Origin of the sequence: Pseudomonas nitroreducens, from assembly GCF_010994165.1 — a bacterium.
Lineage (GTDB): Bacteria > Pseudomonadota > Gammaproteobacteria > Pseudomonadales > Pseudomonadaceae > Pseudomonas > Pseudomonas nitroreducens.
The window spans coordinates 709,898-734,064 of the sequence record NZ_WMBX01000001.1 but is presented as its reverse complement, the minus strand read 5'-3'; the positions used below and the strand labels follow the sequence as shown (position 1 = coordinate 734,064).

The window sequence follows — 24,167 nt, the reverse complement described above, 5'->3', positions numbered from 1 at the left end:
TTCGCACCCGTGCTCCGCCTTTCGTGCAACGTGCTTCCAGCCCTTCGCTCCGCCTTCGAACTACAGGGTTCTGAAAACCCGGCCCAGCCCGACCACCGCCTGCCGAGATAAGCCTGATGAGCAGTCTGTCCGTGCGCCTGCCCAAGGCCGCCGCGGTGCGCTTCGCCCTGTCCGACTGGGCGCACACCGACGGCGTCACCTGGATGTTCATCCTCAAGACGCTGATCACCGCCTTCACGGCCTTGTGGCTGGCCTATCGCCTGGAACTGCCGCAGCCCAACACCGTGCTGGTGAGCGCCTTCATCGTGCTGCAGCCGCAGAGCGGCCAGGTACTGGCGAAGAGTTTCTACCGCATCCTCGGCACCCTGGCCGGGCTCACGGTGATGGTCACCTTCATCGCCCTGTTCGCCCAGGAGCGCGTGCTGTTCCTGCTCTGCGTGGCGATCTGGGTCGGCCTGTGCACCGCGGGCGCCGCGCGTTATCGGGATTTTCGCGCCTACGCCTGTCTGCTGGCCGGCTATACGGCGGTGATGATCGGCATCCCCGCAACGCTGCATCCCGAAGGCGCCTTCATGCAGGCGCTGTGGCGGGTGATCGAGATCACTCTGGGGATTCTCTGCACCGGCGTGGTCAGCGCCATCGTCCTGCCGCAGACCAGTACCGCCGCCCTGCGCAATGCGCTGAACACCCGCTTCGGTGACTTCGCCGGTCTTGCCAGCGCCGGCCTCAATGGAACGCTGGAGCGCGAGCGTTTCGAGCAGGCCAGTGCGCGCATTGCCGCCGAAGTGGTGGGCCTGGAAAGCCTGCGCAACGTCACTGCCTTCGAAGACCCGCACATGCGTCTGCGCAGTGGCCGCCTGGCGCGGCTGAACAGCGAGTTCATGCAGCTGACGACACGCTTCCACGCCTTGCAGCGCCTGCTCGACCGCCTGCGCGAGCGGCAGGCCAGCAATGTACTGGAAGTGCTGATGCCCTGCCTGATCGATGTCAGCGAACTGCTCGCCAGCTGGCACGGCCGGCCACTCGCCGAAGCGGATGCCGAGCGCCTGAGCGTGCAGCTCGAACTGTGCAAGCATCACCTCATGCCGCGCATCCGCGAAGCACGCGCCAGCCTCGGCCACACCTGCCCGCGGGAGGCCGACCAGTTGGATTTCGAGACCGCCGCCGAGCTGCTCTTCCGCTTCGTCGACGACATGCACAACTATGCGCAGACCCACGCCTCGCTCGCCGCGCACAAGCACGAGCGCGAGCAGTGGAAGGAGCGCTTCACGCCCAAGGCGAATGCGCTTGCCGCCGCCGTCGCGGGCTTCCGTTGCGCGCTGCTGGTGATAGTCGGCGGTGTGTTCTGGATCGAAACATCCTGGCTCAGCGGCGCCACCTTCGCGCTGACCTCGGTACTGATCGCAGCGCTCTCCTCCGCCTCACCCAATCCCAAGCGCCTGTCGCTGCAACTGACCCTCGGCACGCTGCTGGGCGCCACGCTGGGCTTCATCCTGACCTTCCGCGTGCTGCCGCATATCGACGGCTTTCCGCTGCTGTGCTTCGTGCTCGCCCCGGTGTTCGCCCTCGGCGCCTTCCTGATCACCCGGCCGAAGTGGAGCGGCTACGGCGTCGGCCTGCTGGTGTGGTTCTGCATCGCCTCGCTGCCGGCGAACCTGGCGCACTACGACGCTTACACCTTCATCAACGAATACCTGGCGATGCTGCTGTCCATGGGCATGGCGGTGGTCGCGGCGATCGTCATCCTGCCACCCAACCGGCCATGGTTGTGGGAGCGCCTGGAAGCCGAGCTGCGCCTGCGCGTGGTACGGGTGATCAGCGATCCGCTGAAGGGCCTGTCGTCCAGCTTCGAGAGCGGCACCCGCGACCTGTTGAACCAGGCGTATGGGTTATCCACAGGCCGCCCGGACGTACAGCGCCGGCTACTGCGCTGGACCTTCCAGGTGCAGGAGATCGGCCTGTCGATCATCGAGTTGCGCCGCGAGCAGGAGGCCCTGCCGAAAGAGCCCTGGTACGCCGAGCGCATGCCCTGGCGCCGGGCCATCCGCGCCCTGGGCCGCGCGCTGATCCGGCTGTTCATCCAGCCCAGCGAGAGCAACCGCCAACGCGCGCTGGCCGCGGTGGAACACGCGATCCACGCGACCCGCAACACCGATGACCGCCGCCCGCCGCACTTCGACTCCTCACCCTTGCGCCGCGTGTGCAGCTACCTGCACTTCATCCGCACGTCACTGCTCGATCCGCAGTCGCCGCTGCGCGATTGAGTCGTCGCCATCGCACCGAAGCCCACCCTAACAAGATCAAGAGCCCCTCACCCTAACCCTCTCCCGCAAGCGGGAGAGGGGACCATTCGTGCAGGATGAAACCCTGGTGTCCGCCGGCACGTACGGCTCCCTCTCCCTGGGGAGAGGGCTGGGGTGAGGGGAATGCGCAGGCACCGGACTCACCTGGCTAAGACAGTTGCTCCTACCCGCCCTGCAACCACGTCCCAAACTTGACCGAAACTGCGACGACCCGCCGCAAGAACACCCCTGCAACCCGCGTCAATCCTGGATTGTTGCCTCTGAGTACGAAGTCTTGTTGGCGCCTGGATATATGACTCAGGTCAGGCAAATCCTATTATTTCCGTGCTGTTACAGCGCGCGCCGCAACACCACCCAAGACCCGTAATCAACCCCAACGATTCCCGACGCAGCCATCCGCTGAACGTCACGGACCCGTCACGTCCGGACACCGGGAACAAGGCAGGTAAATTCATGAAAGCTGTAGTCATCCTGGCCATGCTGGGCTTCTCTTCGCTCGCCCTCGCCGAGCAGGTGAACGCCGCCGACCAGGCGCCAAGCGCGGCCGTGGAGCAGTACACCTACGACATGAAACTGGACGTCGCCCACGTGATCTCGACCACCGACGTGTCCAACGAGTGCGGCATCGTGCCGGCGCGCATGACCTACGAAGATACCCAGGGTCAGCGCCACACCGTCGAATACCAGGTGTGGGGCAACGGCTGCTCCGGCGGCTAAGCGACTTGTGCCGTTGCGCCGGGGCCCACGCAGCCCCGGCGCAACGGCCAGCCCTCTTTTACGGCTGCAGGGCCGCCTTCGCGATATTGCGACTGTGCGCACCGAAGTGCCGGATCAATTGCAGAATCTGCTCATCCAACGCCTCATCGTGCCGGAACGGCTCCGGTGAGTTCCCCGTACTGAAATCCCCCGCCGGCGCCTTCTCGTTTTCCAGCCAATGGCCGATCGCTGCATCGAACGCCGCCGCATGGGCATGGGATTCGCTCGCTACCACCTCACGCAGGTACTCCGTCGAGTACGGTGGATAGGTGCCGTCGGTACTGATATCCGCATAGGCCGTCAGCAACGGCGACTGCCCGCCCAGGCGCAGCGTCTCGCGCAGCCAGTCCACCTGATAACGCTCCACGCCCGTATGCCGGTCCGCCACGCGCTGGATCGCCGCCTGCTTGTCGGCATCAAAGCCCGCCATGGACTTGCCCGCCGTCCACAGCATGCTGGCGGTGGTCTCGCCCGGCAGCGGCGTCGAGTGATAGGGCTGCGTCATGTCCTGGATGTAATGCATCGCCCAGCCAAGGAAGCGGTAGCCCCAGTACGGGTGCCCCTTGTCGAAGGCAAAACGGGCCAGGCCGAAGAACTGGTACGCGCGCCACTCCGGCCAGTTGCGCTCCAGGTACGGTGCGCCGGTGAAGATGATCGCGTCCTCGTGGTAGAAGCCCATGTGGAACGGCGCCTGGGAGCTGAACTCGTAGCGCGGGTCGCCGAACGGCTGGGTGCCGAAGCCGTAGCGCTGGCCGGCTTCGCCAGGGTTGTCGCTGAACAGGTTGATGTCGTGACCGAAGTCCGGCTCGTCGGCGGCGCTGGCCAGCACGTCGATGGCCGGAATCTTTTCGCCAGCCTGCAACTGCACGAAGCGCCACTGGTTCCAGCCGGACAGGTTGCGGAACACCAGCACCTCGGCCGGCTGCAACGCCACATGATTCGGCAACTCACCACCAGGCGGAGGCTGCACGGCGGTGGCCAGTTTGATCTCCGGATTCAGGCGCAGCGCCATGAGGAAGGCCTGGCGCAGATCGTCGCGGCCATCCTCGGTGAAGCGCAGGTCATCCGGACGCGGCGGATACTCGCGGAAATGTTCGCGCGCATAGGCTTCCTGCTCGTCCAGCAGCTTCACCAGGCCGGCACGCTGCTGGCTGATGAAGCTCTCCAACGGCTCGACCTCGACGTCCGGCGCCTGGACGACGGCTGGCAACTGCTGCAGGGCGATGTAGCTGCCCAGGGTGTGATTGGACCAGGCCCAGAGACTTTGCGGCAGGACCAGCAGGCCAGCCAGCAGGCAGGTGGAAAGACGCTTCATCGGCTTTTCGCTCTTATTTGGCAATGCAATGCGGAAAATTCCGACGCAGACTAACAACACAAAGCCCTGCCGGCACTGTCGAAGCTTGCCAGCACAAGTCACCGATAACGCCACGCCTGACCATCATCAATGGCGCATACGGCCCCAGCCACTACACTTGCCCGGCATGGACAGGCACCGGTTCCACACGCGTGCCGACCACTTGAAATAAGGGCGTCCCCATGCTGCAGTCCGTTTCACCCAAGCACGACCTCCCCCTCAAGCCCGATCCAGCCGAACCTCGCAGTGGCGTACTCGCCCCCTTCAGCATCGCCGCGTTCCGCATCATCTGGATCTGCAACCTGTTCGCCAACCTGGGCACCTGGGCGCAGTCGGTCGCCGCTGCCTGGGTGGTCACCGAGGCCCACGCCAGCCCACTGATGGTTGCGATGATCCAGGTCGCCTCGGCATTGCCGCTGGTGCTGCTGTCGATCATGTCCGGCGTGCTGGCCGACAACCACGACCGCCGCAAGATCATGCTGGTGGGTTTGAGCGTCGAACTTTCCGGTGCCGCACTGGTGACGGTGCTGGCCTTCATGGGCTATCTCGACCCGCTGATGCTGATCGTGTCGATCCTCTGGCTGTCCCTGGGCAGTTCGATCACCATTCCCGCCTGGCAGGCGGCGGTCAACGAGCAGGTACCACCGCGCATGCTCGGCGATGCAGTGCTGCTCAACAGCGTCAACTACAACGTCGCCCGCGCCGTCGGGCCGGCCATTGGTGGTCTGCTGCTGTCGGCCACCGGCGCTTCCTGGGTATTCCTGTTCAACTGCATCTGCTACGCCTCGCTGATCTGGGCGATCTGGCAATGGCGCCGCGACGTACCCAAACGCACCTTGCCGCCAGAACACATCTTCGAAGGCGTGATCGCCGCGCTGCGTTTCACCCAATACTCCAGTGTCACCCGGCTGGTGATGCTGCGCTCGGCGGTGTTCGGCCTATCGGCCAGCGCCATCTGGGCCCTGCTGCCGCTGCTGGCGCACCGCAACCCGGACGGTAGCGCCTCGGTCTACGGCTACATGCTGGGGGCACTCGGGCTAGGCGCCATCGTCGCCAGCACCGTGGTGAGCAAGGCTCGCCAGTGGCTCGGCAGCAGTCGGTTGATCAGCTTCGCCGCCGCCACCCTGGCGCTGGTCATGCTGACCCTGGGCTGGGTCGACAACCTCTGGGTGATCTTCCCCGCGCTGGTGCTGGGCGGCGCCTGCTGGATCGCCGCGGTGGCCACCTACAACTCGGCCGTGCAGATCCTTGTGCCCGACTGGGTCAAGGCGCGGGCCCTGGCGCTCTACCAGACCGCGATCTATGGCGGGCTGGCGGCGGGCTCCTTCCTCTGGGGCCACTTTGCCGAAACCATGGGCGTACAAGGCGCATTGATCGCCGCCGGCTGCCTGCTGCTGATCTCCGTGGCACTGCTCTACAACTCGCGCCTGCCGGAGCTGAACTCCGCCAGCATCGCCCGTGCACCGGGCGGCGTGCCGGGCCAGCCGACCTTCGTGTTCAACCCCGAGCGCGGCTCGGTCCTGGTGTCCATCGAGTACCGGATTCCCGCCGAGCGCACCCGCGACTTCGTCCGCGCCGCCAAGCCGTTGCGCCGCCTGCGGTTGCGCAACGGCGCGGAACGCTGGGCACTGTATCGCGACGTGAGCAACCCGGAAATCTGGCAGGAATTGTTCCTGGTGGACAACTGGATCGGCCACCTGCGCATGCTCGACCGCCTCACCCTCGAGGACAAGACCATCATCGACAACGTCACTAGCCTGCACGCCGGCGATACGCCACCGGTGATTCGCCACGGGGTGAGCTACGAATCCGGCAGCTACGAGGCGCCGCCGGAAACGCTGGGCTAGCGGCGCACGAACAAAAACGCCTCTCGGTCAGGAGAGGCGTTTCCAGTGACGCGGAAGGCTTACTCCGCCGCCGGCTTCTTGCGTTTGAGCGGCGCCAGGCCATCCTGGCTCACGACCTTAGATGGGCCAGACCTGGGCTTGGCTGCGGGCTTCTTCTTCGCCAGTGACTTGCTGCCGGTCTTCTTCGCATCATCCTTTTTCTTCTTGGTACCGGCGGCCTTGCCGGATGCCTTGACCTTCTTCGGCCCCTTGTAGGTGCCCTTGAGTTCCTTGATGGTGCGCAGCTCGAAGCGCAGCTTGAGGTAGCGCTCGATGCTCGACATCAGGTTCCAGTCGCCATGGCCGACCAGCGAGATAGCGGTGCCGCCGGCGCCTGCGCGGCCGGTGCGGCCGATACGGTGCACGTACTCATCACCGCGACGCGGGATGTCGAAGTTGATCACCAGGTCCAGGCCGTCGACGTCCAGGCCACGGGCAGCCACGTCAGTGGCGACGAGAATCTTCACCGCGCCCTGCTTCAGGCGCTCGATGGCCAGCTTGCGGTCCTTCTGGTCCTTCTCGCCGTGCAGCACGAAGACCTTGTGCCCGGCAGCGATCAGGCGGCCGGTCAGGCGGTCGGCGGCGACGCGGGTGTTGGTGAAGACGATGGCCTTCTCATAGGTCTCGTTGGCCAGCAGCCACTGCAGCAGCTCTTCCTTGTGGCCGACGTGGTCGGTCAGGATCACCTGCTGGCTGACATCCTCGTTCAGCTCGCTGACGCGGTTGAGCTGCAAGTTCTCCGGTTCGCGCAGGACCTTTTCGACCATCTCGTGCAGGCCGTTGCCGCTGGTGGCGGAGAACAGCAGGGTCTGGCGCTCGGCCGGGCACTGCCCGGCGAGCTTGAGCACGTCCTCGGAGAAGCCCATATCGAGCATGCGGTCGGCTTCGTCGAGGATCAGCACTTCCACGTCGCCCAGCGGCAGGTTGCCGGCGTTGAACTGCTCGTTCAGGCGGCCGGGTGTACCGATGATGATTTCCGGATTTTTGCGCAGCCGCGCACCCTGCACCTTGAAGTCTTCGCCACCAGTGATCAGGCAGGCCTTGATGAAGGTGAACTGGGCGAAACGCTCGACTTCCTTGAGCGTCTGCTGGGCCAACTCGCGGGTGGGCAGCAGGATCAGTGCGCGGGCGCCGCTCTTGGGCTTCTCCTCAGCGAGCAGACGGTGCAGCAGCGGCAACACGAAGGCGGCGGTCTTGCCGCTGCCGGTCTGCGCCGTCACCCGCAGGTCGCGTCCCTCCAGGGCCTTCGGGATGGCCGCGGCCTGGACCGGAGTCGGCTCGGTGAAGGACAACGAATCGAGCGCCTTGAGCAGGCGTTCGTGGAGGGCGAATTGGGAGAACAAGGCAGACCTCGATATCACGTAAAGACCAAATAGCTGCATAGCTTAATGTTTGCCGAGCCTGTTCGCTGGAAATATTGCCGCCGACCACCAGGGACGCACTGCCGCGTCAATAATCCGACAAACGCACCGACGCTCTACAAAGGGCGATGCCATGCTCTGATGAGCCTGACAAAAAGGAGCACACAGGTGCCATCTCTCATTTACTACGTTGCGGCCAGCCTTGACGGCTACATCGCTCGCCCCGACGGCAGCGTGGATTGGCTCGAAGGCTATGGCGGCGAAACCGATGACCATGGCTACCATGCCTTCTATTCCAGTATCGACGGCCTGATCATGGGGCGCGCCACCTACTTGTTCTGCCTGAACCAGGGCGAATGGCCGTACCCCGACAAACCCGCGCTGGTCATGACCCGCTCCAACCACCTGCCCAAGGCCGCACCGCAGGTGGAGCTTGAGCACTATGCACCGGTAGACGCCCTCGCCTCTCTGGAGGCACGCGGCTGCCAGCGTATCTGGCTGGTAGGCGGCGGTAGCCTGGCAGGCAATTTCCTCGCCGCAGGCTTGCTCGACGAAGTGATCGTCAGCATCATTCCGCACTTGCTCGGCGCCGGTATTCCCCTGTTCAGCATCGGGCTCGAGCAACGCCTGCAGCTGCTGGAGCAGCGCAGCTTTCCCAGCGGCATCGTACAGATGCGCTACCAGGTTCTGAAGGAAACGCCCTCGCCATGAGCTCCACGATTCGTATCGCCGCCGCCTGCCTGCTCGATGACACAGGACGCTTGCTACTGGTACGCAAGCGTGGCACCCGCGCCCTCATGCTGCCCGGCGGCAAGCACGAACCCGGCGAGACATCCGTGCAGGCCCTGTTGCGCGAGTTGCACGAAGAACTCGACCTTCGCCTTGCAAGCTCCGCACTGACACCGCTCGGCCACTTCCAGGCCAAGGCCGCCAACGAGCCGGATATGCGGGTGGACGCGCATGTCTTCATTGCCACCCTACCCCATGCCGTCCAACCCGCCGCCGAGCTGGAAGAGCTCGCCTGGCTGGACACCGCCGGCGTCTACCCGCAAAACCTTGCCCCGCTGCTCCGCGAACAGGTCATTCCCGCGTTACTCGCCCATCTGGGCTGATTCTTTCAGCTCAATTACCTGCATTTCGTCGGGTTTTTCCTTAAGAAGCCTTAAGTGTCTGGCTTTTGGCTACTAGCCCGCCAGCTTTCCGTCGCGTGGCCGAAAGTCCCGTTTTATAGGGCTTCCGGCTATAAGGTCAGGCCGTGACTGATGCGTCTGAACACATGTCACGCAGCGTCCTACAAGTCACAGGGGAATTGTGAGAATCGACAGACGGTACGAACTGTCATGAAAAGTCGTTCAGAATGCGTGGAATTTTTGAGCGGACCAAAGGAAACCACGCCGACAACAATGGCGATCCAGCGGAGTCTGGGCGATATCAACCAGCAAGAAGACATGCCGAATGCGAAGTACCCTTTTGACATGCCTTTCCATAGGCTTGGCGACCCTCTTGGCCGCCACCGAGGCAACCGCCTCCTCCAAGATCACGCGCACCTATCAACCTGCACCGGTTGATCTGCGAGTCCCGGTCCAGGGCAGTGCCCTACTGACCTTCAATGCCAAGTCGGTCAAGCCGACCAAGAGCGAGGCGCACCAGGTCACCCAGCGTGCCTACAGCATGATCGGCACGCCATACCGCTGGGGCGGCACTTCGCCCAAGCGCGGCTTCGATTGCAGCGGCCTGGTGAACTACGTGTTCCAGAACGTCGACGAAGTCGACCTGCCACGTACCGCGCAGCAGATGTACAGCATGCGCGGCAACTCGAAAGTGGCGCGTGGCGATCTGCAGCCCGGCGACCTGGTGTTCTTCCGCATCCACAATCGCCGCAATGTCGACCATGTCGGCATCTACGTCGGTGACAACCAGTTCGTCCATGCGCCGCGCCGCGGCCAGAAAGTCCGTGTCTCCGACCTCAGTGGCGACTACTGGAAGAAGCACTACACTGCTGCCCGCCGCATCCTGCCGGAAACCCTGGCCAAGGCTGACGTCGGCGGTCGCTACGACTGATACTGAGCGCTCTCCCCTTGCGGGAGAGCGCCTGCCCCTCATCTACAAGCCGCGACGCGCCTGCCGGCGCAACAGTCGCGCGCTATCCCAACCGGTCAGCAGCACGGCAATCCAGATCGGCCCGTAGGTCCAGATCTGCGCCGGGTTGAATGCCTCGCCCAGAAACAGCACGGCGATGGCGAACAGCAGCACCGGTTCGACGTAACTCAGAATCCCGAACAGTCCCATGGGCAACAGCCGGCTGGCCGCCATCATGGCGCCGAACGCCAGCGCGCTGATCAGGCCCAGCAGCGGCAGCAGCGCCCACAGGCGCGGCACCTCTTCCAGCACCCCGACGCTATCAGTTATCCACAAGGCGGCCAGGGCGAACGGCAGCAGCACGATCATCTCGAAGACGAAGCCGGACAACGAATCCACCGCCATCTTGCGGCGCAGCATGAAGTACGGCGGATAGCCCAGCGCGGTAATCAGGGTGAACCACGAGAACGCGCGAGTGAGCCACAACTCGTGCAGCACACCCGCCAGCGCGAAGGCGACGGCAATGCCCTGCAACGTGGTCAGACGCTCGCCATAGAACACCCGGCCGCAGAGCACCATGGTCAGCGGCAGCAGGAAGTAGCCCAGCGACAGCTCCAGCGTGCGCCCAACCATGGGCGCCCAGATGAACACGCCCCACTGGATCAGCATCATCGCCGCCGTCAGCGGGAAGCACGCCAGCAGCCATGGCTCGCGCAGCAGCCTCCGACCCGCATCGCGCAGCACACCGCCCTGACGGGTGAAAAGCACCAGCAGCAGGACCATGGGAATCGACCAGACCACCCGGTGGGCGATCACCTGGATGCTGGTCAGCGGCTCCAGCGAATGGATGTAACCCGGCAGGGTCACGAACAGCACGGAAGACGCCAGGGACAGCGCTACGCCACGTCCGGAGATATTCATGCGCAGCGCTCCTTGCGACGACGCAGGCCAAGGCGATTGACGCCTAGCGACGCAACGATCACCGCACCGCCCAGCGCCAGGCGCGGCAAGTCGGCGGCCTCGTTCCAGATCAGCAGGTTGATCAGCAGGCCCACCGGCACGTGCAGGTTGTTCATCACCGCCAGGGTGCCGGCATCCACCATGGTGCCCCCCTTGTTCCACCAGAACTGCCCGAGCGCGGTGGCCAGCAGCCCCATCCAGATCAGCACACCCCATTGCAGGTCGGTGGTCGGCAGCTTCTGCGGATTGCCGAACAGCAACCAGCCCGGCAGGGCGACCAGCAGCGCACCGACGAAGAAGTAGCCGAAGCGGCGGTACTGCGGGATGTCCGAGGGATAGCGTCGTACCAGGTGCTTGTAGAACACCTGCCCCGCTGCGAAGGTCGCGTTGGCCACCTGCAGCAGGAGGAAGCCCTGTATGTAGTCGCCGCTGACGCCGTCGTAGCGGATGATCCCGGCGCCCAGCACCGCCACCGCGGCCGCCAGCAGCGCCCAGGCATTGAAGCGCCGGTTCAACGCGTCATCGATCAGCGCCACGTGCAACGGCGTCAGCACGGTGAACAGCAGCACCTCCGGGACAGTCAGCACGCGGAAGCTCTGGTAGAGACAGACGTAGGTAATGCCGAACTGCAGCGCGCCTGCCAGCATCACCCCGCCGATGAAGCGTGGCTCGACGCCGCGCCAGCGGGTCAGTGGCAGGAACACCAGGCCGGCGAGCACCACGCGGGTCAGCACGGCGAAATAGCTGTCGACCTGCCCGGCGAGGTATTCGCCGATCAGGCTGAAGGAGAACGCCCAGAGGACGGTGACGAAAAGCAGATATGGCATGGAGATAGCGACCGGAACGGGGCGGGCACCATAGCGCCAGTCTCGGCTTGGAGAAAGCGCTGCGCGCCCGCGCCAGCGATAGGCAGAAACGAAAAAGGGCGACCGAAGTCGCCCTTTTCCTTGGATGGTGAATCAGGGATTAGCCCTGGTTCTCCATCTGAGCACGGATCAGATCACCGATGGTGGTCGGACCAGTGGCTTCTACGTCTTGCTTGTGACGCAGTTCTTTCATCGCATCTTTCTCGTCATCAACGTCTTTCGACTTGATGGAGAGGGAGATGACGCGGCTCTTACGGTCGATGCTGATGATCTTGGCTTCGACTTCTTCGCCTTCTTTCAGAACGTTGCGAGCGTCTTCAACGCGGTCACGGCTGATTTCGGAGGCTTTCAGGATGCCTTCGATTTCGCCGCCCAGGCTGATGACAGCGCCTTTGGCGTCCACTTCTTTCACGGTGCCGCGAACGATGGTGCCTTTCTCGTTGAGCGAGGCGTAGTTGGAGAACGGATCGTCTTCCAGCTGCTTGATGCCCAGGGAGATGCGCTCACGCTCCGGATCAACGGAGAGGATGACGGTTTCCAGCTCGTCGCCCTTCTTGAAGCGGCGAACGGCTTCTTCGCCAACTTCGTTCCAGGAGATGTCGGACAGGTGAACCAGACCGTCGATGCCGCCTTCCAGGCCGATGAAGATACCGAAATCGGTGATCGACTTGATGGTGCCGGAGATCTTGTCGCCCTTGTTGAAGCGGCTGGAGAAGTCTTCCCACGGGTTGGACTTGCACTGCTTGATGCCCAGGGAGATACGACGACGCTCTTCGTCGATGTCCAGAACCTGAACTTCCACTTCGTCGCCAACCTGAACGACTTTCGACGGGTGGATGTTCTTGTTGGTCCAGTCCATTTCGGAGACGTGTACCAGGCCTTCCACGCCCTCTTCCAGCTCGGCGAAGCAGCCGTAGTCGGTGAGGTTGGTGACGCGCGCGGTAACGCGGGTGCCTTCCGGGTAACGGGCTTTGATGGCAACCCATGGGTCTTCGCCCAGTTGCTTCAGGCCCAGGGATACGCGGTTGCGCTCGCGGTCGAACTTCAGAACCTTGACATCGATCTCGTCGCCAACGTTGACGATTTCCGACGGATGCTTGATACGCTTCCAGGCCATGTCGGTGATGTGCAGCAGACCATCGACGCCGCCCAGGTCAACGAACGCACCGTAGTCGGTGAGGTTCTTGACGATACCTTTGACCTGCTGGCCTTCCTGCAGGGATTCCAGCAGAGCTTCGCGCTCGGCGCTGTTCTCGGCTTCCAGCACGCTGCGGCGGGAAACGACAACGTTGTTGCGCTTCTGGTCCAGCTTGATGACCTTGAACTCGAGCTCTTTGCCTTCCAGGTGAGTGGTGTCGCGCACCGGACGCACGTCGACCAGCGAACCCGGCAGGAACGCACGGATGCCGTTGACGTCGACGGTGAAGCCACCCTTGACCTTGCCGTTGATGACGCCTTTGACCACTTCGTCGGCAGAGAAAGCAGCTTCCAGAACGATCCAGCTCTCGGCACGCTTGGCTTTTTCGCGGGACAGCTTGGTTTCACCAAAGCCGTCTTCTACCGCGTCAAGCGCAACGTGGACTTCGTCACCCACATTGATGGTCAGCTCGCCCTGTTCGTTGTAGAACTGCTCGACCGGGATGACGCCCTCGGATTTCAGACCGGCATGGACGGTGACCCAGTCACCATCGATGTCGACCACGATGCCGGTGATGATTGCACCCGGCTGCATGTCGAGGGATTTAAGACTTTCTTCAAAGAGTTCTGCGAAGCTTTCGCTCATGTCTATACCTGTAGTCAAAGGCTTGTAAGCCCGATTCCGCGCCACCAGCGAACACGGTCAAGTGATGAAAAAGAAGCCAGCAGGATCAAGACTGGTATCCTGCCGGCCCCCTGTTGCACCCGCCGAAACGGATGCTCCACATTCAGATTTTAAGGGAACGCTTCGCTCAATATGGGCGAAACCCTCCCGATACAAGGTCTGGAATGGTAGCAACGGACGTCGGTTGCGTCAATCGGCGCCCCTGGTTTCCGATGTCCTTCACGACTCCAGCTTCATTCCTTCATTTTCGCCCAGCCTCGGAGGACGGGAGGACCGCCTGTCAGATCCGTCCTGCAACGCACCCGCCTCGGGAAAGAAAAATCCCCGGCTGGCCGGGGATTTTCATGAGCCGTTCGACTAGTCCGCCAGGCCGCGACGAGAAACCTCGGCGAGGATACTGTCCACGACCTCTTCGATGCTCATCGAGGTGGAGTCCACCAGGATGGCGCCTTCGGCGGGCTTGAGCGGAGCCACGGCACGCTGGCTGTCACGCTCGTCGCGGGCGCTGATTTCCTCCGCCAGTTGCGCCTGATCGCTGTCGATACCCTTGCCCTTGAGCTGCAGGTATCGGCGACGGGCGCGCTCTTCGGCCGACGCTGTCAGGAATATCTTCAGCGGCGCGCTGGGGAAGACCACGGTGCCCATGTCGCGGCCGTCGGCGACAAGGCCGGGGGCTTCGAGGAAGGCGCGCTGGCGTTGCAGCAGCGCATCGCGCACCGCCGGCAGCGCGGCGACTTGCGACGCGCCGGCGCCGACCTGCTCCGTACGGATGGTATCGGTGACATCTTCGCCTTCGAGGATGATGTGCTGACCCTGTCCGCCCTTGGCATGGGTGAACTGCACGTCCAGGTGTGCGGCCAGGACCTTGAGGGCTTCCTCGTTGGTCAGGTCGATACCGTGGTTACCGGCAGCGAACGCCAGCAGGCGATACAACGCGCCGGAGTCCAGCAGGTTCCAGCCCAGGCGCTTGGCCAGCAGGCCGGCGACGGTGCCCTTGCCCGAGCCGCTGGGGCCATCGATGGCGAGGACCGGCCATTCGCCGTTCATCAGTTTTTCTCCTCGGCGACGCGGATGCCCGCGCCGGACGCCAGCCCGAGGAAGTTCGGGAAGGAGGTCGCGACGTTGGCGCAGTCGTGGATGCGGATAGGCGCACCGGCACGCAGGGAAGCCACGCTGAAGGACATGGCGATACGGTGGTCGCCGTGGCTCCAGACTTCGCCGCCGCCATAGCTGCCGCCGTCGATGATGATGCCGTCCGGGGTCGGCTCGCACTTCACGCCCAGGGCCAGCAGGCCGTCGGCCATGACCTGGATGCGGTCGGATTCCTTCACCCGCAGTTCTTCCGCGCCGCGCAGCACAGTGCGGCCAGAGGCAGAGGCGGCGGCAACGAAGAGCACGGGGAACTCGTCGATGGCCAGCGGCACCAGGTCTTCGGGGATGTCGATGCCTTTGAGCTGCGCCGAGCGCACGCGAATGTCGGCAACCGGTTCGCCGCCCACTTCTCGCTGGTTTTCCAGGGTGATGTCGGCGCCCATGAGCTTGAGGATGTCGATGACGCCGGTACGGGTCGGGTTGATGCCGACGTGCTCCAGAGTCAGGTCGGAGCCTTCGGCGATGCTCGCGGCAACCAGGAAGAAGGCGGCGGAGGAAATGTCGGCCGGGACTTCGATCGAGGTGGCGGTGAGCTTGTGGCCGGACTCGACGCGAGCGGTGGCGCCTTCGACGTCGACCGGGTAGCCGAAGCCGCGCAGCATGCGCTCGGTATGGTCGCGGGTCGGGGCCGGCTCGGTGGTGGAGGTTTCACCGGCAGCGTAGAGGCCGGCAAGCAACAGGCAGGATTTCACCTGGGCGCTGGCCATGGGCATGTCGTAGTGCATGCCGGTGAGCTTCTGGCCACCACGGATGGTCAGCGGCGGACGGCCTTCGGGGCCAGTCTCGATCACTGCGCCCATCTCGCGCAGCGGCTTGGCGACGCGGTTCATCGGGCGCTTGGACAGCGACGCATCGCCGGTCAGGGTGGTGTCGAACGGCTGGGCGGCGAGCAGGCCACTGAGCAGGCGCATGGAGGTGCCGGAGTTGCCCAGGTAGATCGGGCCGGGCGGCGTCTTCAAGCCATGCAGGCCCACGCCGTGCACGGTCACGCGGCCGTGGTGCGGGCCTTCGATGACCACGCCCATGTCGCGGAAGGCCTGGATGGTGGCGAGGGCATCTTCACCCTCGAGGAAACCTTGTACCTCGGTCGTGCCTTCGGCCAACGAGCCGAGCATGATCGAGCGGTGGGAAATGGACTTGTCGCCCGGTACGCGAACGCGCCCGGAGAGGCGGCCACCCGGCTGGGCCAGGAAAATCAGGTCATTGTTGTGCATGGCGTCCACATAGGCCCGGCGGGCCAGGATTTTGCTGAAATGCTCGCGGGCAACCCGGGCGCGGGTGAAGACGCCCATCAGTTGTTGCCCGTCCCCTTGATCGACGGCCTCGCGCAAGTCGTCGAGGTCGTCACGGAATACATCGAGGATGCGCAGCACCGCCTCGCGGTTGGCGAGGAAGATGTCGTGCCACATCACCGGGTCGCTGCCGGCAATCCGCGTGAAGTCGCGGAAGCCGCCAGCGGCATAGCGGAAGATTTCCAGATTCTCGCTGCGTTTGGCCAGCGAGTCGACCAGCGTGAAGGCCAGCAGGTGCGGCAGGTGGCTGGTGGCGGCGAGGACTTCGTCGTGGTGTTCGACGGCCATCTGCTCGACATCCGCGCCCAGCTCGCGCCAGAGGCTCTCGACGCACTGGATCGCGTCCGCGTCGGCATTATCCAGCGGGGTGAGTATGACTTTATGACGGCGGAACAATTTCGCGTTGGCCGCTTCCACCCCGCTCTGCTCGGAACCGGCGATGGGATGGCCGGGAACGAAGCGCGCCGGCATGCCACCGAACACGGCTTTCGCAGCGCGCACCACATTGCCCTTGGCGCTGCCCACGTCGGTGAGGATGGCATTGCCGATGTCGAGAGTGGCGAGTTCCCCGAGGACCTTCTCCATGGCCAGGATCGGCACCGCAAGCTGGATCACGTCAGCCTCGCGGCAACCGGCAGCAAGGCTTTCCTCGCAGCGGTCGACCACTCCCAGTTCCACCGCCAGGCGACGGGTTTGCGGGTCACGGTCGACGCCGACCACTTCCTCGAACAGGCCCTTTTCGCGGATGCCCTTGGCGAAGGAGCCGCCGATCAGGCCGAGCCCCACCACCACCAGGCGCTTGCGCTGAACAACATCAGGCACGAGCAAGCACCTTGGCCAGCGCTTCGAGGAAGCGGGCGTTCTCGGCCGGCAGGCCGATGGAGATGCGCAGGTGCTGCGGCATGCCGTAGCCACCCACCGGACGGACGATCACGCCTTCGGCGAGCAGCGCCTGGTAGACCGGGCCGGCGTCACGCTTGAGGTCCACGGCGATGAAGTTGCCCTTGGAGGGAATCCAGTGCAGGTCCAGGGCGCGCAGGCCGTTTTCCAGCTGCGCCATGCCTTCGTCGTTGATGCGCTTGCCTTGGGCCAGGTAGTCGGCATCGTCCAGCGCCGCACAGGCGGCGACCAGGGCCAGGCTGTTGACGTTGAACGGCTGGCGAACGCGGTTGAGCACATCGGCGACCTGCGCCGAGGAGATCGCGTAACCGACGCGCAGCGAGGCCAGGCCGTAGGCCTTGGAGAAGGTGCGGGAGACCAGCAGGTTCGGGTAGCGGGCCAGGTACTTCAAGCCGTCCGGCAGCTCCTCGCCTTCGGCATACTCGATGTAGGCCTCGTCGAGCACCACGAGGACGCTCTCCGGCACCTGCGAGAGGAAGCGCTCCAGCGCGTCCGGACCGAACCAGGTACCGGTGGGGTTGTTCGGGTTGGCGATGAAGACCACGCGGGTGTTGGCGTCGATGGCCGCCAGCATGGCTTCCAGGTCGTGGCCCCAGTCTTTCGCCGGCACGACCTTGCCCTGGGCGCCGACGGCCTGGGTAGAGATCGGGTAGACGGCGAAGGCGTACTGGCTGAACACGGCGTTCAGGCCAGGCGCCAGGTAGGCGCGGGCCACCAGGTCGAGAATGTCGTTGGAGCCGTTGCCCAGGGTGACCTGCGCGGTATCGACGCCGCAGCGGGCGGCCAGGCGGGACTTCAGCTCGAAGCCGTTGCCGTCGGGGTAGCGGGTCAGTTCGGCCAGTTCGGCGCGAATGGCGTCGAGGACCTTGGGGCTCGGGCCCAGCGGGTTCTCGTTGCTGGCCAGCTTGACGATGCCAGCGGGGTCGAGCTTCAGCTCGCGGGCCAGTTCATCGACCGGCTTGCCGGGCACGTAGGGGGAAAGCTTCTGCACGCCCGGCTGGGCCAGGGCAAGGAAATCACACGACATCGCTAAAAGCCTCAAGCTATGGGCCGCAAGCCATCAACCATCCACCGACGTGTCGGCAGCTTGCGGCCCTGGCTTGCGGCTCGCGGTCTCAGAGGACCGCTTTGGGGTACGAACCCAGCACCTTAAGGGCAACGGCTTCGCTGTTGATCTTTTCCAGCACGTCCTTGATCAGCGGGTCCTTGTGGTGGCCGACGAAGTCGATGAAGAACACGTAGGTCCACTTGCCGCTGCGCGACGGGCGGGTCTCGATGCGAGTCAGGTCGACACCGTTGCTGTGGAACGGCACCAGCAGCTCGTGCAACGCGCCCGGCTTGTTGCGCATGGAGACGATGATGGAAGTCTTGTCATCGCCCGTGGGCGGCACTTCCTGGTTGCCGATCATGAGGAAGCGCGTGGAGTTGTCCGGGCGGTCCTCGATCTTCTCGTGCAGCTTGTCCAGGCCGTACAGGCTGGCCGCCATGTCGCCGGCAATCGCAGCACTGTTCCACTCGCTCTTCACCCGCTTGGCGGCATCGGCGTTGCTGGAAACCGCCACGCGCTCGACGTTCGGGTAGTGCGCGTCCAGCCACTTGCGGCACTGGGCCAGGGACTGGGCGTGGGAGTAGATGCGGGTGATGTTGTTGGTCTTGGTGTTCTCGCCCACCAGCAGGTGGTGGTGGATGCGCAGTTCCACCTCGCCGCAGATCACCAGGTCGTGCTCGAGGAAGCTGTCGAGGGTGTGGTTGACCGCACCCTCGGTGGAGTTTTCCACCGGCACCACGCCGAAGTTCACCGCGCCGGCAGCAACTTCGCGGAACACTTCGTCGATGGCCGCCATCGGCGTGCTGATCACCGCATGGCCGAAGTGCTTGAGCGCCGCGGCCTGGGTGAAGGTGCCTTCCGGGCCGAGGTAGGCCACTTTCAGCGGCTGCTCCAGGGCCAGGCAGGAGGACATGATCTCGCGGAAAAGACGAGCGACTTCCTCGTTGTCCAGCGGGCCCTTGTTCAGCTCCATGATGTGCTTGAGCACCCAGGCCTCGCGCTCGGGCCGGTAGAACACCGGCTTCTCGCCTGCGGGCAGGGCGGCCATTTTCACGCGCGCCACATCGGTGGCGCAACGTGCGCGTTCGCTGATCAGCTCGAGGATCTTCTCGTCGAGGCTGTCGATGCGTACGCGCAAAGCCTTGAGCTGGTCAGCGTCGCTCATCAGCCGTGCTCCTTCTCGAACTCGGCCATGTAGCCGACCAGGGCTTCGATGGCATCCAGGCCCAGGGCGTTATAGATGGAGGCACGCATGCCGCCCACCGAACGGTGACCCTTGAGGTTGAGCAGACCGCGCGCGTCGGCACCGGCGAGGAAGGCCTTGTCGAGCTTCTCGTCGGCCAGGCGGAACGGCACGTTCATCCAGGAGCGGGCGCTGGGCTGGATCGGGTTGGTGTAGAAGTCGCTGCTGTCGATGAAGCCGTACAGCATGTCCTTCTTCGCGCGGTTGCGCTGTTCCATGGCGTCGACACCGCCCTGCTCCTTCAGCCACTGGAAGACCAGGCCGGAGAGGTACCAGGAGTAGGTGGCCGGGGTGTTGTACATGGAGCCGTTATCGGCAGCGACCTTGTAGTTGAGCATGGTCGGGCAGATGCTGCGGGCGCGGCCCAGCAGGTCTTCGCGAACGATGACCACCACCAAACCGGACGGGCCGATGTTCTTTTGCGCGCCGGCGTAGATCAGGCCGAACTTCGATACGTCGATCGGGCGGGAGAGGATGTCCGAGGACATGTCCACCACCAGCGGGACATCGCCGACTTCCGGAATCCAGTCGAATTCCAGGCCACCGATGGTCTCGTTGGACGCGTAGTGCAGGTAGGCCGCGTCCTTGGACAGGTTCCACTCGTTCTGGCCGGGGATCGCGAAGTAGTCGTACTGGGATGCGCTGGCGACGACGTTGACGTTGCCGTAACGGCGAGCCTCTTCGATGGCCTTCTTCGACCAGATGCCGGTTTCCACGTAGTCGGCCACGCCGTCTTCGGGCAGCAGGTTCAGCGGAATCTCGGCGAACTGCTGGCTGGCGCCGCCCTGCAGGAACAGCACCCTGTAGTTCGACGGGATCGCCATCAGGTCGCGCAGGTCCTGTTCGGCCTTCTCGGCGATGGCCACGTAGTCGTCGCTACGGTGGCTCATCTCCATGACCGACAGGCCCTTGCCCTGCCAATCCAGCAGCTCGGCGCGGGCGCGCTCCAGCACCTCGGTGGGAAGCGCCGCGGGACCGGCGCAGAAGTTAAAGGCTCGCTTGCTCACATCCACTCTCGCTATCAGTCTTCGCTGGCTTGCGGGGCTTCTTCAGCCGCGACTTCGCCTGCTTCTTGGTTCTCGTCCGCTACTTCACCCTCGACGGTCTCGCCGTCGACGATCTCGCCTTCGATCTCTTCGCCTTCGACGACGGTCGGCTCCTGCACCCGCTCCAGGCCTACGACGGTCTCGTCGGCGGCCAGCTTGATGAGGATCACGCCCTGGGTGTTACGGCCAGCGCCACGGACTTCGTCGACGCGGGTACGCACCAGGGTGCCCTGGTCGGAGATCAGCATGATCTCCTCGCCGTCCAGCACCTGCACGGCGCCTACCAGGTTGCCGTTACGCTCGTTGATCACCATGGCGATCACGCCCTGGCCGCCACGACCGCGACGCGGGTAGTCGGCCAGCGGGGTGCGCTTGCCGTACCCGCGCTCGGAGGCGCTGAGAATCTGCGCTTCGCGGCACTCGGGGATCAGCATGGAAATGATCCGCTGGCCTTCGCCCAGGCGCATGCCGCGCACGCCACGGGCGTTACGGCCCATGATGCGCACCTTGCTTTCCTTGAAGCGGATCACCTTGCCGGCGTCGGAGAACATCATCACGTCCTTCGAGCCGTCGGTGATGGCGGCGGCGATCAGCGAATCGCCCTCCTCCAGTTTCAGCGCGATCAGGCCGTTGGAGCGCGGCTTGGTGAACTGGATCAGCGGGGTCTTCTTCACGGTGCCTTTCATGGTGGCCATGAAGATGTACGCGCCGGTCGGCTCGTCCTGGCTGAAGTCGGCGTCGTCGCCCTCTTCGCCTTCTTCGGCTTCCACCACTTCGGCGACCTGCTCGGCGACCACGTCGTCATCGTCGTTCTCGTCACCGGCGAACTGGGCGCGCACAGCTTCCAGGTCGATCTGCAGCATCGCGGTGATGCGCTCGCCTTCGTCCAGCGGCAGCAGGTTCACCAGCGGACGGCCACGGGCGGTACGCGAGGCTTCCGGGATCTCGAAGGTGCGCAGCCAGTAGACCTTGCCCTTGCTGGAGAACAGCAGCAGGGTGGCGTGGCTGTTGGCGACCAGCAGGTGTTCGATGTAGTCCTCGTCCTTCACGCCACTGGCCGACTTGCCCTTGCCACCGCGACGCTGGGCCTCGTAGGCGGCCAGCGGCTGGGACTTGGCGTAGCCGCCGTGGGAGATGGTGACCACGCGCTCTTCTTCGGTGATCAGGTCGGCGATGGTCAGGTCCATCTGCGACGCGACGATCTCGGTGCGACGGGCATCGCCGAACTCCGCCTTGACCTTCTCCAGCTCCTCGCGGATGACTTCCATCAGGCGCTCGGGGTTGGTCAGGATGCGGATCAGCTCGCCGATCAGGGTGAGGATTTCCTGGTACTCGGACAGGAGCTTCTCGTGCTCCAGGCCGGTCAGGCGGTGCAGGCGCAGTTCCAGGATGGCCTGGGCCTGCTCCGGCGACAGGTAGTACTTGCCTTCGCGCAGACCGTACTGCTCATCCAGGTCTTCCGGACGGCAGGAATCGGCGCCGGCGCGCTCGACCATGGCTTCCACGGCGCTGGATTCCCAGGCCGTGGCGATCAGGCGTTCCTTGGCCTCGGCCGGAGTCGGCGAGGTCTTGATCAGCTCGATCACCGGGTCGATGTTCGACAGGGCGACCGCCTGGCCTTCGAGGATGTGGCCGCGCTCGCGGGCCTTGCGCAGTTCGTAGACGGTCCGGCGGGTCACCACTTCACGGCGGTGGCGAATGAAGACCTCGAGCATGTCCTTGAGGTTCATCGTGCGCGGCTGACCATCGACCAGGGCCACCACGTTGATGCCGAAGACGCTCTGCAGCTGGGTCTGGGCGTAGAGGTTGTTCAGCACGACCTCGCCCACTTCGCCGCGGCGCAGCTCGATGACCACGCGCATGCCGTCCTTGTCGGACTCGTCGCGCAGCTCGGTGATGCCTTCGATCTTCTTCTCTTTCACCAGCTCGGCGATCTTCTCGATCAGGCGGGCCTTGTTCAGCTGGTAGGGCAGCTCGGTGATGATGATCTGCTGGCGGTTACCGCCCTTTTCCATGTCCTCGATGGTGGCGCGGGCACGGATATAGATGCGGCCACGGCCGGTGCGGTAGGCCTCGATGATGCCCGCACGACCGTTGATGATGCCGGCGGTCGGGAAGTCCGGGCCGGGGATGTACTGCATCAGGTCGTCGACGGACAGCTCGGGGTTGTCCATCAGCGCCAGGCAGCCGTCGATCACCTCGGTGAGGTTGTGCGGCGGGATGTTGGTCGCCATGCCCACGGCAATACCGCTGGAACCGTTGACCAGCAGGTTCGGGATCTTGGTCGGCATGACCGCCGGGATCTGCTCGGTGCCGTCGTAGTTGGGCACCCAGTCGACGGTTTCCTTGTCGAGGTCGGCCAGCAGTTCGTGGGCCAGCTTGGACATGCGCACTTCGGTGTATCGCATGGCCGCGGCGTTGTCGCCGTCCACCGAACCGAAGTTGCCCTGGCCGTCGACCAGCATGTAGCGCAGCGAGAAGGGCTGGGCCATGCGCACGATGGTGTCGTACACCGCGGTGTCGCCGTGCGGGTGGTACTTACCGATCACGTCACCGACCACACGGGCGGATTTCTTGTAGGGCTTGTTCCAGTCGTTGCCCAGTTCGCTCATGGCGTACAGGACGCGACGGTGCACGGGCTTCAAGCCATCGCGCGCATCGGGCAGGGCACGACCGACGATCACGCTCATGGCGTAATCGAGGTAGGACTGTCGGAGTTCGTCTTCGATGTTGACCGGGAGGATTTCTTTGGCCAGTTCGCCCATGAGAAGCCTGGTTCCTTTTTCAAATGGGTCTCCGTCATGCCCGTCCCGGGCCTGGCGGAGCGCGGTGCGCTATCAAAGCGCCACCGACTCTCTACAAATCAACGACTTGGCCGTTGATCCGCGATGCTGTGGGGGCCGTAAAAATGCCCCATCAAGAACCGTCGGAGCTTACCACAAGCCAGGGTCAAACCCTACCCTCGCCCAAGCCCCTCGATGAATTGCCGCAGGCCCCATCAATGCAGGCGCTTGCGGCTCATCAACTGGGCCATCCGCTCGGCGTCCGGACGCTCGACGACGCCGCGCTCGGTCACGATGGCGTCGATCAGGTCCGCCGGGGTCACATCGAATACCGGGTTGTAGGCATCCACGTCGGCGGCGACACGTTTGCCGCCGATTTCCAGGAGTTCGCGACCGTCGCGCTCCTCGATCGGGATGTCCTCGCCACTTTCCAGCCCCATGTCGATGGTCGAACTGGGCGCCACCACCATGAAGCGCACGCCGTGGTGCATAGCGTTGACTGCGAGCTGATAAGTCCCGATCTTGTTGGCAACATCGCCGTTGGCCGTGATGCGGTCGGCACCGACGATGACCCAGGTGATGCTTTCGGTCTTCATCAGGTGCGCGGCGGCCGCGTCCGCGTTCAGGGTGACCGGCACACCTTCGTTCGCCAGCTCCCAGGCGGTCAGACGCGCGCCCTGCAGCCAGGGGCGGGTTTCGTCGGCGTAGACGCGCTCGATCAACCCTTCCAGGTGCGCCGCGCGCAGCACGCCCAGCGCGGTGCCGAAGCCGCCGGTGGCCAGGGCGCCGGTATTGCAGTGAGTGAGTATCTTCTGCGGGCCGCCGTGGTGCTTGCGGATCAGCTCCACGCCCAATTGGGCCATGGTCAGGTTCGCCTCGCGGTCGCTTTCGTGGATCGCCACCGCCTCGGCTTCGAGCAGCGCCAGCGGGTCCTCACCCGGCTTCAGGCGCTCCAGACGGTCACGCATGCGGTTCAGCGCCCAGAACAGGTTGACCGCGGTGGGACGCGATTCGGCGAGCACGGTGAAATCTTCTTCCAGCGCCGTACGCCAGTCGCCGCCGGCGGCCAGGCGGGCGCGCAGGCCCAGCGCCAGGCCATAGGCGGCGGCAATGCCGATGGCGGGTGCGCCACGCACGACCATCTGGCGGATGGCCTCGGCCACGCCTTCGGCGGTCTCGAAGGACAGCCAGGTTTCCTCCAGCGGCAGCAGGCGCTGGTCCAGCAGTCGGAGTGTGCCCTTGCGCCAATCAATGGCCGTGACCCGTTCGGCCGCCAACAGTCGCTCACGCATGGAACACCTCTTCAATTCAATGGA

Annotated in this window: 18 protein-coding genes; 6 read left to right on the top strand and 12 right to left on the bottom strand. The window is 64.4% G+C overall.

From position 1 onward, the window contains the following. The first annotated feature begins 116 nt into the window (after positions 1 to 116). Positions 117 to 2,264 carry an FUSC family protein gene (locus GJV37_RS03500; RefSeq protein WP_084357475.1) on the top strand — a complete coding sequence of 716 codons (2,148 nt, stop codon included), beginning with the start codon at positions 117 to 119 and terminating at the stop codon, positions 2,262 to 2,264. Between the two features lie 492 nt (positions 2,265 to 2,756). Further along, entirely contained in the window at positions 2,757 to 3,020 is a 264-nt protein-coding gene (locus GJV37_RS03495; RefSeq protein WP_024766324.1) for a DUF2790 domain-containing protein, read from the top strand. Between the two features lie 58 nt (positions 3,021 to 3,078). On the opposite strand, the gene GJV37_RS03490 is transcribed toward GJV37_RS03495, so the two are convergent. After that, positions 3,079 to 4,374, bottom strand: coding sequence for a phospholipase C/P1 nuclease family protein (locus GJV37_RS03490; protein WP_084357476.1), 1,296 nt, complete (start codon positions 4,372 to 4,374; stop codon positions 3,079 to 3,081). A gap of 221 nt (positions 4,375 to 4,595) precedes the next feature. Between GJV37_RS03490 and GJV37_RS03485 the strand changes: the two genes are divergently transcribed. Continuing rightward, a complete protein-coding gene (locus tag GJV37_RS03485) occupies positions 4,596 to 6,260 on the top strand; it encodes an MFS transporter (protein WP_024766322.1) in 1,665 nt (554 codons plus the stop codon). A gap of 59 nt (positions 6,261 to 6,319) precedes the next feature. Here the strand turns inward: GJV37_RS03485 and GJV37_RS03480 are convergent, their stop codons facing one another. Then, positions 6,320 to 7,657: a DEAD/DEAH box helicase gene (locus GJV37_RS03480; protein ID WP_089285742.1), complete on the bottom strand. Its 1,338-nt coding sequence runs from the start codon at positions 7,655 to 7,657 to the stop codon at positions 6,320 to 6,322. 171 nt (positions 7,658 to 7,828) lie between these two features. Here GJV37_RS03480 and GJV37_RS03475 point away from each other — a divergent pair, with 171 nt between their 5' ends. The 3 genes from GJV37_RS03475 (at position 7,829) to GJV37_RS03465 (ending at position 9,721) form a co-directional block, all read left to right on the top strand. Continuing rightward, complete coding sequence (locus tag GJV37_RS03475; RefSeq protein WP_024766320.1) at positions 7,829 to 8,371, top strand: dihydrofolate reductase family protein; 543 nt, start codon at positions 7,829 to 7,831, stop codon at positions 8,369 to 8,371. Continuing rightward, the gene (locus GJV37_RS03470; protein ID WP_170858278.1) at positions 8,368 to 8,772 is read left to right on the top strand and encodes an NUDIX hydrolase; all 405 of its coding nucleotides are present in this window, start codon (positions 8,368 to 8,370) and stop codon (positions 8,770 to 8,772) included. The genes GJV37_RS03475 and GJV37_RS03470 overlap by 4 nt, the downstream gene beginning before the upstream one ends. A 391-nt stretch (positions 8,773 to 9,163) precedes the next feature. Continuing rightward, positions 9,164 to 9,721 carry a C40 family peptidase gene (locus tag GJV37_RS03465; protein ID WP_413247433.1) on the top strand — a complete coding sequence of 186 codons (558 nt, stop codon included), beginning with the start codon at positions 9,164 to 9,166 and terminating at the stop codon, positions 9,719 to 9,721. Between the two features lie 42 nt (positions 9,722 to 9,763). Here the strand turns inward: GJV37_RS03465 and rarD are convergent, their stop codons facing one another. The 10 genes from rarD to mtnA form a co-directional block, all read right to left on the bottom strand. After that, positions 9,764 to 10,660 carry an EamA family transporter RarD gene (rarD, locus tag GJV37_RS03460; RefSeq protein WP_169889837.1) on the bottom strand — a complete coding sequence of 299 codons (897 nt, stop codon included), beginning with the start codon at positions 10,658 to 10,660 and terminating at the stop codon, positions 9,764 to 9,766. Then, positions 10,657 to 11,526 (bottom strand): carboxylate/amino acid/amine transporter, encoded by an 870-nt coding sequence (locus tag GJV37_RS03455; protein ID WP_024766316.1) that lies wholly within the window; start codon positions 11,524 to 11,526, stop codon positions 10,657 to 10,659. The genes rarD and GJV37_RS03455 overlap by 4 nt, the downstream gene beginning before the upstream one ends. A gap of 139 nt (positions 11,527 to 11,665) precedes the next feature. Then, on the bottom strand, positions 11,666 to 13,348 hold the full coding sequence (rpsA, locus tag GJV37_RS03450) for a 30S ribosomal protein S1 (RefSeq protein ID WP_038803317.1): 1,683 nt from the start codon (positions 13,346 to 13,348) through the stop codon (positions 11,666 to 11,668). 396 nt (positions 13,349 to 13,744) lie between these two features. Further along, positions 13,745 to 14,434: a (d)CMP kinase gene (gene cmk / locus GJV37_RS03445; protein ID WP_024767051.1), complete on the bottom strand. Its 690-nt coding sequence runs from the start codon at positions 14,432 to 14,434 to the stop codon at positions 13,745 to 13,747. Then, a complete protein-coding gene (locus GJV37_RS03440) occupies positions 14,434 to 16,653 on the bottom strand; it encodes a bifunctional prephenate dehydrogenase/3-phosphoshikimate 1-carboxyvinyltransferase (protein ID WP_170858277.1) in 2,220 nt (739 codons plus the stop codon). Before GJV37_RS03440 ends, cmk begins: the two co-directional genes overlap by 1 nt. Next, positions 16,646 to 17,758, bottom strand: a complete 1,113-nt coding sequence (hisC, locus tag GJV37_RS03435; protein ID WP_170858276.1) for a histidinol-phosphate transaminase — start codon at positions 17,756 to 17,758, stop codon at positions 16,646 to 16,648. Before hisC ends, GJV37_RS03440 begins: the two co-directional genes overlap by 8 nt. Positions 17,759 to 17,846: 88 nt before the next feature. Further along, positions 17,847 to 18,944 carry a prephenate dehydratase gene (pheA, locus tag GJV37_RS03430; protein WP_024767047.1) on the bottom strand — a complete coding sequence of 366 codons (1,098 nt, stop codon included), beginning with the start codon at positions 18,942 to 18,944 and terminating at the stop codon, positions 17,847 to 17,849. Continuing rightward, entirely contained in the window at positions 18,944 to 20,029 is a 1,086-nt protein-coding gene (serC, locus tag GJV37_RS03425; protein ID WP_170858275.1) for a 3-phosphoserine/phosphohydroxythreonine transaminase, read from the bottom strand. Before serC ends, pheA begins: the two co-directional genes overlap by 1 nt. A gap of 14 nt (positions 20,030 to 20,043) precedes the next feature. Next, positions 20,044 to 22,833 (bottom strand): DNA gyrase subunit A, encoded by a 2,790-nt coding sequence (gene gyrA, locus GJV37_RS03420; RefSeq protein WP_024767045.1) that lies wholly within the window; start codon positions 22,831 to 22,833, stop codon positions 20,044 to 20,046. A 233-nt stretch (positions 22,834 to 23,066) separates the two neighbouring features. Then, positions 23,067 to 24,143 carry an S-methyl-5-thioribose-1-phosphate isomerase gene (gene mtnA, locus GJV37_RS03415; RefSeq protein WP_024767044.1) on the bottom strand — a complete coding sequence of 359 codons (1,077 nt, stop codon included), beginning with the start codon at positions 24,141 to 24,143 and terminating at the stop codon, positions 23,067 to 23,069. Between the last annotated feature and the right edge of the window lie 24 nt (positions 24,144 to 24,167).